Here is a 13,306-nt window from a genome sequence, read left to right as displayed (position 1 = left end):
AGAGGAGCGCCGCGTACTAAATGTACGCAAGCGACGATTGAGGGGCAAGGTGCCGTGCTTGGGGAAGCAGGACTATGCGGCCACCATTCGCCTCTGATATGCCCTCACCAGCAACGAGATACCAAAGTTGAGCACAAAGTACATCGCAAACACCAGGCCGTAGAGCATAAGCACCTGCGACAGGTCGATCGCATGGGCCATCACGACGTTTGCCGTGTACATGAGCTCGGCCACGTTAATGCCCGAAAGATACGAGCTGTCCTTGATGACGGTCGTGCACTGGCTGAACAGCGCCGGAATGATCGTCTTAAACGTCTGCGGCAGAATGATGTAGCGCATGGTGGCAAAAAAGCCAAAGCCCTGGCTCTGCGCTGCCTCAAACTGGCCGCGCGGAATCGAGTTGAGGCCGCCGCGCACAATCTCGGCCATAACAGCGCTGGTAAACAGCGTAAAGGCTATGGTCGAGATCACAATGTCCAAACCCTGCACCGTAAAGTAGATAAACAGAATCCATAGCAGGTTCGGCGTGCAGCGGAACAGCTCAATGTAGGCGCTCACCAAAATACGGAACGGACGGGGCGCATAGCTCTTGATGAGCGCCAGCACCGTGCCAAAGATGAGCGAGAAAAAGATCGACAGCACCGAGATCTCGATGGTCTTAACAAAGCCGCCCCAAATGTAGAGCAGGTTGGTCGCGTTGAAGATTTCCATGCGCTAGGCCTCCTCTACGTTGTCGAGCCCCAGCTCGGCCAGGCTCACGCCGCGCGGACGCTCCTTGGAGCGGCGCTCGAGCCACTGCACCAGCATGGCGAGCGGAAAGCAGATGATGAAGTACATAAGGCAGCAGACGATGTATCCCTGCAGGTAACCGTACAGACTCACAAAGTTGTCGGAACGGTACATAAGGTCGCCGCCGGCTACGAGCGCCAGCACCGACGTGTTCTTGACCAAGTTGAGCGCCTGATTACACAGCGGCGGCAGGATGATCTTGAACGTCTGGGGCAGCACGATGTACCAGTAAGCCTGCGCGCGGGTGAAGCCCTGGCTCTGGGCAGCCTCCATCTGACCGCGCGGGACGGCCTCGATGCCGGTGCGAATGACCTCCGAGATATAGGCCGCGTGATACAGACCCACGCCCAAAAAGCCCAGCACAAACGGCGCAATACGCACCGGCTGGTCAGCGCCGGTTATGGCCTGCAAAAACTGCGGGCCGGCCATGTACATAAAGAGCACCTGTACGGGCAGCGGAGTGTTCTGGTAAAACTCCACGTACACGCGGCTGATGGCACGCAGCACGCGCGAACGGGTGGTCGAGAACACGCCCAACAGCGTGCCCAGCACGAGCGACAGCAGCAGACCGGCAATAACCACCTGCAGCGTCACGCCAAAGCCCTCCCAGAAGGGCCCCATGTTTTGAAATGTCGTCGACCAGCGGTCGGCGTCAAACAATCCTTCGAGCATTTGATTCCTTCCTTGGACGATGCGCCTACACAAGACCCCAGGTCTTGACCTCTTGATCGAGCCAGCCGTCGGCCAGGCGATCGCAGACCACCCGATCGACCACGGCCGAAAGGTCGCAGTCCTTCTTGGTCGCCACGCCGTAGCCCTGCTCGCCAAACTTGACCTCGGGCTGCAGCAGCTCGACGGTCTCATTCATATAGCCGGCCAGCGTGGAGCGGTCCATGGCAAAGACGTCGATATTGCCGGCGTCGAGCGAACTCTTGATGATGGGATAGCCGCTAAAGGCCCTAAATTCGGGCTCGCAGCTAAAGCCGTTATCCTTGATCATCTGCTCGATCAGGCCCTGTGTGGTGGCACCCTGGCTCACGCCGATGACCTTGCCGTCCAGGTCCTCAATCGAGGTAAAGCCCGAACGCTTCTTGACCATGAGTCCCACGTAGTCGGTGCGATACGGCGTCGAGAAATCCCAGCTCTTCTTGCGCTCGTCGGTGATGGTGTAGGTCGCCGCGACCACATCGAGTTGGCCGTTGTCGATCAGCGGGCCGCGCGTCTTGGGCGTTACATCGGTAAACTCGACCAGCTCCTGGGCGCGGGCCTCCTTGTAGCTCACGCCAAAGACGGCGGCGGCAATCTGGTAGCACAAATCGACTTCCATGCCCTCAAAGCGACCCTTGGCGGTGTCGTAATAGCCGTAGCCGGGAACGTCCTTCTTAACGCCGGCATTCAGATGGCCACGCGACTTGATGGCCGCAAGCTTGGACCCCTTGTCGGAGCCCTCGCCGCTGGTGGAGTTGCCGCAACCGGTAAGCGCGGCCCCCGTCAGCGCAAGCATACCGGCGCCCGCCAGCTGCAAAAAGTGACGGCGCGACACGGCCGCCCTCGTCATAGGCATCATGTCCATCACCGCGCCTAATGCAGAATCTTGGACAGGAACTCGCGGCAGCGCGGGTTCTCGGGGTTATCGAAGAAGTGCTCGGGCGTGCCCTCCTCCAGGATGCGGCCGTCCTCCATAAAGATGACGCGGTCGGCCACCTGGCGCGCAAAGCCCATCTCATGCGTCACGCAGATCATGGTGATGTCCTCCTGCGCGAGCTCAATCATAACGTCGAGCACCTCCTGCACCATCTCGGGGTCGAGCGCCGAGGTCGGCTCGTCAAACAGGATGATGGGCTGCTTGGTGCACAGGGCACGGGCGATGGCGATGCGCTGCTGCTGACCGCCCGAGAGGTTCTGCGGATACTCGCCGGCCTTATGCGCCATGCCGACGCGCTTGAGCGCGGCGATGGCGATCTCGGTCGCCTCCTCCTTGCTCTTCTTTTGCAGCTTGATGGGCGCGAGCGTCAGGTTGCCGAGCACCGTCATGTTGGGATACAGGTTGAACTGCTGAAACACCATGGAGCTGTACTTGCGAGCCATCTCCAGGTGATTCTTCTTGGTGAGCGGCATACCGTCGATGATGACCTCGCCCGATGTGGGCTCCTCCAGATAGTCGACGCAACGGATGAGCGTCGACTTACCCGAACCGGAAGGCCCGATCATTACGAGCTTCTCGCCGCGCTTGACGGTGAGGTTGATATCTTTGAGCACATGCAGGTCGCCAAAGTACTTGTTGAGATGCTTGATCTCGATCATGTCTGCCATGAATGTCCCTTCCCTGCGTTTACACGAATTGCATCATTGTACGGAAAGAACCACGTTTCCGCAGCCCACACTGCGCCCCTGTAAAGAACCCGCAATCTTCCACCCACTCGTTGGCACCCATTGGGGACAGACTTAAATGAGTACCCACGGGGGGCACTCATTTAAGTCTGTCCCCAATGGGTGCCCCACCAAAAAGGGGCGCGACCATGACGGCCACGCCCCTCAAGACCCGAAAATAATACAACCTCCCTTGTTGAGCATAAGTCAGCAAAAACCCGTACACGCGAGCAAGGTGACGTGAAATGAAAGGGCGCAGACCTTATGGTCGCGCCCTTGAAATTGAACGTCAGATTGCCGTGTGTGCGGGTTTGCAGCGTCGAGCCGTTACGCGGTTTGGTAAAACCGCGTAATAAATTACGCCAATTTGGCTCCGACGATCTTTGCCGCCGCAGGCTTGTCGAAGTTGCCGCCGGTGGCCTTGCCGAGTGCACCCATGACCTGGCCCATCTGCTTCTTGGACGTGGCGCCCAGCTCGGCAATGACCTGATCGATCAGGGACTCGAGTTCCTCGCCCGAAACCTGCGCGGGCAGCAGGCTCTCCAGAATCTTGACCTGCTCGGTCAGGTTGTCGGTACGCTCTTGGTCGGTGCCGGCCTTGATAGACATCTCCAGCGTCTCGCTTGTCTGCTTGATCAGACGTTTGATCATGCTGTTGACGTCTTCCTCGGTCACGTCGCGACGCTCATTGACCTCGATGTTCTTCACCTCAGCCTTAACCTGGCGAATGATAGACAGGCGAACCCTGTCCTTGGCCTTCATGGCCGCAATCATTTCCTTCTGCAGCTCTTCGTTGGTCATCTGCAAATCCTCCTCAATAGTGCGGGCGGCACTCACACGAGCGCCGCCCCATGATTACTCAGTCGTCGACGAATCGTCGGTCGAACTCTTGGTGACGCCCTTCAGGCTGACGTTGTACGGCACGTCCTTGGGCATGGGGTTAACGGTAATGTCGGCATCCTTCTTGTACTGCTCCAGCCACTCGCTATACGCAGTGCTCTCTGCCTGCGTCTTCACCACGTTGGAGACGTACTTTTTGATGGCCTTGGGCACCTGGTTGATGTCATCGACCTGATTATCGACATGGAAGTAGTCGGTGCACTTGATGATGTGATAGCCGTACGTCGACTCGACCACGTCGCTCACATCGCCCTTGTTGAGCCCCTCGAGTGCCGCCTGGTAGCTGTCGACGAAGCTGGTGAGCTTGTCCCAGCCCACGTCACCCTTCTTCTCCTTGGAGCCGGTGTCGTCGGAATACTGCTTCACGGCGTCTTCAAAGCTCAGCTCGCCGGAATTGATCTTGTCCAGGCACTCCTGCGCCTTAGCCTTGGCGGCAGCCTTGTCCTCGTCGGATGCGTCGGAATCGACCTTGATCAGGATGTTCGACGAGCGGTGGGCATCGTTGTAGTTCGACAGATTCTCGTTGATGTAATCGACGATCTCGCTGTCCTTGGGCTTGCTGGTGGGCGCCACGGCATCTTTGAGCTTTTGCTGCGCCAGGCTCTCCTTGAGCGAGCTCTTATAGGTGTCCTCGGTGTAGCCGTAGGTCTTAAGGGTCTTCTTAAAGGCCTTGGCACCGCCCGCGCTCTTGCACGCGTCCTTCCAAGCCTTCTCGACCTCCTCGTCCGACACCGTCACGCCGTTCTCCTTCTGTGCCTGTTGAAGCAGAATCTGCTGCGTGTAGGAGTCGATGAGTTGCTTGCGGTACTTCTTGGGCGTGAGGTCGTTGTCGACCAGATACTGCGCCCAGTCCTTGTCCTTGGTGTAGCCGTAGGACGTGCGCATGCTCATGATCTGCTTGGTCACGGTGTCCTCGGTGAGGTTGGTGCCGTTGATAGTGGCAGCCACACCGCCGGTAAGCTTGTAGCCCGAGGTATCCTCTGCCTGCGACATAAGGCCGGAGCACGCCATGGCCGAGACGGAAAGCAGCATCGCCAGCACGCCGATGACCACCAGAACGATCTTGACGGTCTTAGACACGTACGTCTTGCGCTGCTTCTTACGAGAGCTGGAGGCAGCGCGAGCCTGCTGCTCGGGCGTCGGCGCGGCCTCGGAGTTCTTTTTCTTATTTGCCATGTTTGGCCTTTCGCATCACGAATCGAACAAACGCCATTGTGTCACAACGCGGCCCCCGCGACAAAGGGGGCAACCCTGGCACTTGGGGACGTTCCTTTTCTGCCGGCAGTTAGGGACTGTCCCCAAGTGCCGGCTTTAAAAGTGGCGGCGGATGGCGTCGACCATGCCTTGAGGTGTGGTCTGGCCGAGCACATCGGCCGCGACATTCGCGTCCATAAAGATGTTCATGAGCGCCTGCAGGGCCTCGACCTGGCCGCCCGGCTCGGCGATGCCCAGATTGATGACGATCTGCGCCGGCACCGGAGCGCCCATGCCAGCCATAGCGTTAAATGTCACGGGCGCGGCGGGCTTTACCACCGCGATATAGGGCTTGGCTACAAACCCCGGATCGGTATGTGGAATGGCGATATTTGCCGCCGGCATGGCAAGACCCGTGGGATAGGCATCCTCGCGCATGCGGACGGCATCGAGCCAACCGGGCGCAGTGTAGCCGCGAGGCGCAAGCTCGTCCTCGAGCCGCGCAAACACCTCATCCGGCGTCGCGCACTCCCAATCAAAAAACACCAGCTCAGGCGTAAACAGCGCTTCGTTATCCGCCATGCGCTCACCTCTCTCACCTAGTCACCTGCGACGTTCTTAAACGACTAGCCATTCAAGAACGTCGCAGGTGACTACCTAAAACAAAAGGTGGCCACGCGCGCCTTGGCGCCAATGACCACCCTGACTACTCGGATAAATTGTACTGTGCGCCGCTAGCCGCGAGGCGCGTCAATTGCGACCTTGCCGCTCTCCAGCACGTGGACGCGCCCGTCGGCGAGCATCTGCACGACCTCGGGATACAGCACGTGCTCAATCGCGTGAATGTGCTCCTCAAGCGCATCGACGTCCCAGCCTTCCTCGATGGCCAGCGCGCGCTGGGCGATGATGGGGCCGTTGTCGTAGATCTCGTTGGCAAAGTGCACGGTCACGCCGGTCACCTTGACGCCGCGCGCAAAGGCATCGTCAATCGCATGCGCGCCGGTAAAGCTCGGCAGCAGCGCCGGATGCAGGTTGACCACGCGGTTGGGGAACGCCGCCAGCAGCGGCGTGTGCACCATGCGCATGTAACCGGCCATCACCACGTACTCGCAGCCGCGCTCGAGCAGCTCATGCGCGATGATCTCGTCGGCGGCGATGGGGTCGGCATAGACATCCTTGGACAGCGTGAGTGTCTGGATGCCCGCGCGCTCGGCACGCTGCAGGCCCTTGGCCGAAGGACGGCTCGACACCACAAGCTCAATCGAGGCGTTGAGCTTGCCGGCGGTGATCAGGTCGATCAGCGCCTGCAGGTTGGTACCAGAGCCGCTGATGAGCACGCCAATCTTGAGCGGCTCAGCCGTATCGGTGCCGGTCGGACGGGTGTAGGGCACAAAGCCCAGGCCCTCGGCAGCAGCCATCTGCTCGTTAGCGCTCATCGGAGTACACGACCTTACCGGAACCCTCGACGCACTCGCCCACGCGGAACGGCTTCTCGCCCAGCGCGACCAGGGCCTCGGTCACGGCGGCCTCGTCCTCGGGGGCGACGATCAGGCACAGGCCGACGCCCATGTTGAAGGTCTTGCATGCCTCGTTGCGCGCGAGCTCAGCCTGACGCGACACGTAAGTAATGACGGGCGGAACATCCCAACCCATCTCGGCGCCGTTGCGGGCGACCACGGCATCGACGTCGTCGGCGAGCGCGCGGTTGAGGTTCTCGGTAATACCGCCGCCGGTGATGTGGGCAATGGCATGAACGTTGGCGCCACCGCGGAGCAGCTCCAGAATCGGCTTGACGTAGATGCGCGTGGGGGCCAGCAGGGCGTCGGCCAGCGATGCGCCGCCGAGCGCCTCGAGCGGACGGCTTAGCTCCTCGGCCTTAGCGGCGGCCTCGGGCGTGCCCGGCTTGATGCCGTCGACGCCGATGACCTTACGCACGAGCGAGTAGCCGTTGGAGTGCACGCCGGTGGAAGGCAGGCCCAAAATCACGTCGCCGGGGCGGACGTTTGCGGGGTCGAGCATCTTGGGACGGTCGACAACGCCCACGGTAAAGCCGGCGAGATCGTAGTCGGCGGGAGCCATGACGCCCGGGTGCTCGGCCATCTCGCCGCCCACGAGCGCGCAGCCCGCGAGCTTGCAGCCGTCGGCCACGCCCTTGATGATCTTTGCCATGTGCTCGGCCTCAATGTGGCCGATGGCGACGTAGTCCAGGAAGAACAGCGGCTCGGCGCCCGAAGCCAAAATGTCATTGACGCACATGGCGACCAGGTCCTGGCCCACCGTCTCGTGACGGTCCATGATCTGGGCGAGCACGAGCTTGGTACCCACGCCGTCGGTGCCGCTAATCAGGATCGGGTCTTCCATATCCTTAAGCGCGGCGGCCGAGAACAGGCCGCCAAAGCCGCCGATGCCGCCGATAACCTCGGGGCGGTTGGTGTCCTTGACCATCTGCTTAATAGCGTCGACGGCGCGGCCGCCCTCGGCGGTATCGACGCCGGCATCCTCGTACGTCACATGCTTGCTGTCGCTCATCTGAGCCTTCCTCTCCCACTACCGTGGCGCCGCGCGGGCGCCAAACGGTGCTCATAGTTGCGTTCCCTTCGGCGCGCGTCATAACAACACGCGCCGTCATATCAACAAAACAGCAGATAAAACCTGCCAAAATAAACCTGTCCCTAAATGGCAGGTTTTAGGCCTCACTGTGCTCCTCTTCCCAGCTGCGATCGACATATTTCTCGACCACGGCGTCGTCGTCAAAGTGCAGCGGCTTGTCCAGGTTGCGGGGCTTAAAGCCCTCCATGAACTTGTCGCGGCCAAAGCTCTCGGGAATCGCCACGGGATAGCGTCCGGTAAAGCACGCATCGCAGTAACCGCCCTTGGGCATGACCTTAAGCAGGCCCTCGACCGAAAGGAAGGCAAGCGAATCGGCGCCGATATACTCGCAAATCTCGTCGACCGTCTTGTTGGCGCTGATAAGCTGAGACTGCACGTCGGTATCGATGCCATAGAAGCACGGCCAGATGACCTCGGGCGAGTTGATGCGGATATGAATCTCCTTGGCGCCGGCGTTGCGCAGCATCTTGACGAGCTGCACCATGGTGGTGCCGCGGACGATGGAGTCGTCGATGACGACTAGGCGCTTGCCCTCGATGTTGTCGCGCAGCGGGTTGAGTTTCATACGCACGCCCATGGCGCGCAGCTCCTGCGTGGGCTCGATAAACGTGCGGCCCACATAGCGATTCTTGATGAGGCCCTCGCCAAAGGGAATGCCGCTCTCGTGCGAATAGCCCTCCGCGGGCGGCAGGCCGGAGTCGGGCACGCCAATGACCAGGTCGGCCTCGACGGGCTCCTCGTGTGCCAGCTGACGACCCATGTCATAACGGCAGGCGTAGACGCTCTTGCCGTTCATGATGGAATCGGGGCGGGCAAAGTAGACCTGCTCAAAGATGCAGTTGGCGGACTCTTCGGCTGCGGGCACGCCCTGCTCGGATACCAGGCCCTCGGCGCTGATGCGCAAAATCTCGCCGGGACGAACATCGCGCACGTACTCGGCGCCCACAATATCGAGCGCGCAGGTCTCGGAGGCAACGACCCAGCCGCCGGCGCGCGTGACATGGACGGCGGAGTCGACCGTCGAGGCACCGTCTTGCGAGGGCAGCTGCGAAACAGAAGCGGCGTCGGCCTGATCCAGACCCTCGTCCACGAGCCTGCCCAGCACCAGCGGGCGAATGCCATGCGGGTCGCGGAAAGCGTAGAGCGCCTGCTCGTTGATGAGCGTCATGGCGTAGCCGCCGCGCACGAGCTCCATGGTCTTGCGAATGCCCTCGCGCAGGTGGCCCGTACGCTGGGTAAAGTAGCCGATAAGCTTGGTCGCGACCTCGGAATCCGAATTGGAGAGGAACGGCACGCCCAGCTCGATCAGCTGGCGGCGCAGCTCGTCGGTATTAACCAGAGTGCCGTTGTGAGCAAGCGCGATGATGACGCTATTGATGGTAGAAAGATGCGGCTGCGAGGCTTCCCAGCTCTTGGCGCCGGCGGTGCCATAGCGCACGTGGCCCACGGCCAGCTGGCCGGAGAGCGTCGACAGGTCGGCGTTGGAGAACACGCGATCGAGCAGTCCCAAGTCTTTACGAACCATAACCGTGCCGCCATCGCCCACGGCGATTCCCGCCGATTCCTGGCCGCGATGCTGCAGCGCGCGCAGACCAAAGTACGTCAGTCGAGCCACATCGCGATCGGGCGCCCACACACCAAAAACACCGCATTCCTCATGCAGCTGGTCGGAGTCCGGATCATACGTCGACATGGTCGTCACCTGTCCCGTGGCACGCTCGGCCGCGCGGATGGTTTCTTGAGACATGGCATCCCCTCAGAGCCTCGTTATTTGGCGTTACCCGCCCTATTATACGCACGGCAAGACAGGCATTCCCGCGCATGAGCAGCGCTTTTTAAAAGCCCACCGAGCTTATAATCCGTTTTGCAGCCAAACATTTTATCGGTCTGTCCAGTGTAAGTGCCCGCGCCCCCAGATGGCCGCCGCGTCCGCCGTTGGGGATTACAAAGTTGCAATTGGGACGTTCGCCCTGTCTTTTGGCAGGTCGGCGGCGTATCCTTATAACCTACAACAAAGCGAGAAAGGTTCTGTATGGATCGAAACGAACTCGACCCCAGCGTCCCCAGCGCCACAGAGGTCAAGAAGATTCCCCTCATCATTAAGGTGTACGCCGTCCTGTGCATCCTTTCCGGCGTGGGCACGCTCCCGTCGGTCGCTGCCTTTATGTGGCAGGTCATCACGGCACTTGTTAACGGCAACGCCACCGAAAAGCTCGGCGACAACACGCTCGTCGCAGTCGGCCTTATCGTCGCCGGCATCATGCTCTCTGCGGCAAGTGCCGTCATCTTAATCATCTTTGGCCTGGACCTTATCAAAAACCAGCGCCGCAACGCCGCCCGCCTGTCCTACATCCTTATTGCATTCACCGTCGTCGAGCTTTTGGTCGACGTGATGCTCCAGGGCATCGGGCCCTTCCTGCTGCGTCCCGCGATCCAGCTCGGCATCCTTGTTGCACTTTCGGCAACCGTCGACCCCACGCTGCGTCAGGAGCGCGAACTGCAGCGCCGCCTGCAGGAGATGCTCGACCGCGACGCCGCCGCCGAGGGCATGCTCGGCCGCGATGAAACCGGCGAGGGCTACATCAAGCTCAACTACTTCAACCTGTTCTGGGTGTTCTTTGTCTGCTGCATACTCGGCCTGATCGCCGAGGACATCTGGCACATGACGGTCGACGACCCGGGCGTCTATCAGAACCGCGCCGGCATGCTGTTTGGCCCCTTCAGCCCCATCTACGGATTTGGCGCCGTGCTCATGACCATGGTGCTTAACCGCTTCTACAAAAAGAACCCCATCATCATTTTCCTGGTGAGCGCCCTGCTCGGCGCCAGCTTTGAGGTGTTCGTGGGCTGGTTTATGCAGACCGCGTTTGGCGTGGTCTCGTGGAGCTACTCGCACATAACGCTGTTCGGTTTGCCCGATCCGCTCGTGGTCCTCACGGGCGGACGCACCTGCACGGGCTTCGCCTGCCTGTGGGGCCTGGGCGGCCTCATCTGGATCAAGCTGCTGCTGCCGAGGCTGCTTAAGCTTATCAACAAGATCCCCTGGAAGAGCCGCTACTCGGCCACCGTCATCTTTACCGTTATCATGCTGGTCGACGGCGTCATGACGCTGCAGTCGCTCGACTACTGGTACCAGCGCGTTAACGACACGGAGCCGGACATTCCCGTCGCACAGTTCTACGGAGAGCACTTCGATAACGAGTACATGGAAAACCGCTTCCAGAGCATGACCATGAGCCCCAAGGATGCGACGCGCGTGTAGCGCCCACCGCGCCCAAAACGCAAAATGCCCGCCGGTATCACACGTACCGGTGGGCATTTTTATAAACGATCCTTCTATCGACGCAAGCCTCTACGCCTCGCGCTCGACCTCACTCACGCATTCGTTCTTAATGGTGCCAACGAGCGCCTGCAGCGCATCGACCACGTGCGGGCGAATGTCCCCGCCGATGAGCACGAGCATGATGTCGTCACCTACGGCAAGCTCGCCGCTTGCCAGCCACACACGCACATAGCCGATACCCGGCATCGCACGCGTCGCCTCGATAGCAGCCTGCACCTTCTGAGCATCGAAGCCAAACACCATGCCGCCCACCTTATGCCCAGGCGCCACGCCATCGGTCTCGACTCCGCGCACCTCAGCCTTGGGCGTCGCGCGCACCACACCGTTATGCGTCAGATACATCCCACAGCCTGCCGCCGAAGCATCGGCCTTGGCCTCGCGCAGCCAAGCATCAATCGAAGGCATCAATTTGCCACTCTCGAGCATCATTTCTCCCTTACCGTCGTCGAGTAGCCAATTTGGGACGGGGCCTTTTTAGCTACTCTCGAACAACTTATTCCTCGACCGGCGTGAGCACCATGACGGCGCGTGTGTTGCTCAGCGACAGCGAACGACAGGTCACAAGCGTTACAACCTTAGTTGCCGAAGCGGCACGATCGGTGGCATCACTCGCCACGGCAGAAGCGCCGTCGAGCATCTCGGACAGGTAGTTCTTGAGTCCGTCGTCGCCCTCAAAATTGGTCGTGCGCGCCTTGGCATACGTGTCCTCGACCACCTTGGTCGCCAGCGGACGCAACTTATACGTCGCATCGCGCGTGATGTAGTACACATATTCAATGCTATCGAACGTTGCCTGGTCAGTCGTATCCGAAATCACGTTGAACATCGACCCATCGTTCATATGGTGGCCGTAGATCGTGGTCTGCTGGTCGACCATTCCCGGCGCGGTGTCATCGCTATCCAAGAAGATGGCACCCGAGGCGTTAGACGTGCCATCGAACAGCGTGTTGAGGTACTTGGAGTTGTTGTTGGTCTGCACCACGGGATAGTTGATGTTGGTTCCCGGCACATAAATCCAACCCACAATCTCGGGGTTTGTCTGAGCAAGCGCATCGAAGTCGATAATCGGCACGCCGCTGGCGTCCTTATCGCTTACATATTGCTTCTCGATTTTCTGGTACGAATCGCTCGCCTGCTTATAGCCAATCTGAGCATTGATAAAGATGGCAGCGGCGGCGACAATCAGACCGATGCCCACGATGATGAGCAAGATGGGAATGATGGATCGGCGTTTCTTACGCGGCTGCTCGGCATAGTTGGACGGCGCGTCACTCAGCTGCCTCGTCGTCCGAGCCTGCTTCTTTGCCGTGCCATATGACGAAGGGCGATACGCAGCCGGCGTATCCTGGCGGCGATGGGACGTCGGCGTTACGGAACGCGGCGCGCGCGGCTGCTGAGGAGAGGATGTCCGACCCTGCTGTGCCGCATGGGCAGCACCCGGCTTCGACGGATCGGGAATCTGAGAAGCCTTGAATCGTTTTCCCTGATAATCGGACATGGCTCTCCTTATACTGCGGTGAAACGGCGGAACGCCTAGGCGTCGGCCATCTCCTGCTTCATCTTCTCGATAACCTTGCGGTACTCGGGGTCGCATGCGCCCAGAATCTGCGTGGCGTAAATGGCGGCGTTCTTGGCGCCGTTGATGGCAACGCAGGCCACGGGCACGCCCGAAGGCATCTGCACCATCGACAGCAGCGAATCCATACCGCCCAGGTCACTCGTCTTCATAGGTACGCCGATAACCGGCAGCGGCGTAAAGGCGGCCACGACACCACCCAGGTGAGCGGCCTTGCCGGCGGCGGCGATAATCACTTTGATACCGCGATCGGCAGCAGTCGAAGCCCACTCGTGGACCTTCGCCGGTGTGCGGTGTGCGCTCGCAATGACGAGCTCATAGGGCACACCGAGCGCCTCGAGCTCGGCGGTGCAGCCTTCCATAACACCCAGATCGGACTTGGAGCCCATGATGATCCCGACAACCGGCTTTTGATCTGCCATAAACAAAGACCTCCTGTTGAGAGCGGTGACGCGGCCAATCCGCGACCCTTAACTGCAAATAATTCAAGTATAGCCGCCGATGCTGATGTGTTCGGCGGGAGA

The 13,306-nt window shown here is 60.3% G+C and carries 14 protein-coding genes; 1 reads left to right on the top strand and 13 read right to left on the bottom strand.

The annotated features are described in order from the left end of the window. Positions 1-72: 72 nt before the first annotated feature. The 10 genes from DW029_RS00480 to purF all read right to left on the bottom strand — a co-directional run bounded on the left by DW029_RS00480 (position 73) and on the right by purF (position 9,610). Positions 73-711, bottom strand: a complete 639-nt coding sequence (locus tag DW029_RS00480; protein ID WP_117734776.1) for an amino acid ABC transporter permease — start codon at positions 709-711, stop codon at positions 73-75. A gap of 3 nt (positions 712-714) precedes the next feature. Then, positions 715-1,461, bottom strand: coding sequence for an amino acid ABC transporter permease (locus tag DW029_RS00475; protein ID WP_117734777.1), 747 nt, complete (start codon positions 1,459-1,461; stop codon positions 715-717). A gap of 25 nt (positions 1,462-1,486) precedes the next feature. Next, complete coding sequence (locus DW029_RS00470) at positions 1,487-2,362, bottom strand: transporter substrate-binding domain-containing protein (RefSeq protein WP_117734778.1); 876 nt, start codon at positions 2,360-2,362, stop codon at positions 1,487-1,489. Positions 2,363-2,370: 8 nt separating this feature from the next. Further along, positions 2,371-3,102, bottom strand: a complete 732-nt coding sequence (locus tag DW029_RS00465; RefSeq protein ID WP_118344996.1) for an amino acid ABC transporter ATP-binding protein — start codon at positions 3,100-3,102, stop codon at positions 2,371-2,373. A gap of 414 nt (positions 3,103-3,516) precedes the next feature. Then, positions 3,517-3,960, bottom strand: coding sequence for a GatB/YqeY domain-containing protein (locus DW029_RS00460; RefSeq protein ID WP_118344995.1), 444 nt, complete (start codon positions 3,958-3,960; stop codon positions 3,517-3,519). Positions 3,961-4,014: 54 nt separating this feature from the next. Then, positions 4,015-5,235 (bottom strand): peptidylprolyl isomerase, encoded by a 1,221-nt coding sequence (locus DW029_RS00455; protein ID WP_117734779.1) that lies wholly within the window; start codon positions 5,233-5,235, stop codon positions 4,015-4,017. A 135-nt stretch (positions 5,236-5,370) separates the two neighbouring features. Then, positions 5,371-5,835, bottom strand: a complete 465-nt coding sequence (locus tag DW029_RS00450) for a PTS sugar transporter subunit IIA (RefSeq protein WP_117734780.1) — start codon at positions 5,833-5,835, stop codon at positions 5,371-5,373. A gap of 152 nt (positions 5,836-5,987) precedes the next feature. Beyond that, on the bottom strand, positions 5,988-6,689 hold the full coding sequence (gene purN, locus DW029_RS00445) for a phosphoribosylglycinamide formyltransferase (protein ID WP_118344994.1): 702 nt from the start codon (positions 6,687-6,689) through the stop codon (positions 5,988-5,990). After that, a complete protein-coding gene (purM, locus tag DW029_RS00440; protein ID WP_118344993.1) occupies positions 6,679-7,782 on the bottom strand; it encodes a phosphoribosylformylglycinamidine cyclo-ligase in 1,104 nt (367 codons plus the stop codon). The genes purN and purM overlap by 11 nt, the downstream gene beginning before the upstream one ends. A 157-nt stretch (positions 7,783-7,939) precedes the next feature. Then, positions 7,940-9,610, bottom strand: a complete 1,671-nt coding sequence (gene purF / locus DW029_RS00435) for an amidophosphoribosyltransferase (RefSeq protein WP_118344992.1) — start codon at positions 9,608-9,610, stop codon at positions 7,940-7,942. A gap of 285 nt (positions 9,611-9,895) precedes the next feature. On the opposite strand from purF, the gene DW029_RS00430 reads away from it, so the two are divergent. Then, entirely contained in the window at positions 9,896-11,125 is a 1,230-nt protein-coding gene (locus DW029_RS00430; RefSeq protein WP_117855488.1) for a putative ABC transporter permease, read from the top strand. A 90-nt stretch (positions 11,126-11,215) separates the two neighbouring features. Here the strand turns inward: DW029_RS00430 and DW029_RS00425 are convergent, their stop codons facing one another. The 3 genes from DW029_RS00425 to purE form a co-directional block, all read right to left on the bottom strand. Then, complete coding sequence (locus DW029_RS00425; RefSeq protein ID WP_233504102.1) at positions 11,216-11,635, bottom strand: molybdenum cofactor biosynthesis protein MoaE; 420 nt, start codon at positions 11,633-11,635, stop codon at positions 11,216-11,218. Positions 11,636-11,699: 64 nt separating this feature from the next. Next, entirely contained in the window at positions 11,700-12,704 is a 1,005-nt protein-coding gene (locus DW029_RS00420; protein ID WP_118344991.1) for a class B sortase, read from the bottom strand. Between the two features lie 35 nt (positions 12,705-12,739). Next, on the bottom strand, positions 12,740-13,204 hold the full coding sequence (gene purE / locus DW029_RS00415) for a 5-(carboxyamino)imidazole ribonucleotide mutase (RefSeq protein WP_006235810.1): 465 nt from the start codon (positions 13,202-13,204) through the stop codon (positions 12,740-12,742). Positions 13,205-13,306 lie beyond the last annotated feature (102 nt).

It is taken from the genome of Collinsella sp. AF38-3AC (assembly GCF_003474365.1).
Lineage (GTDB): Bacteria > Actinomycetota > Coriobacteriia > Coriobacteriales > Coriobacteriaceae > Collinsella.
This window is presented reverse-complemented; position numbering and strand designations above follow the sequence as displayed.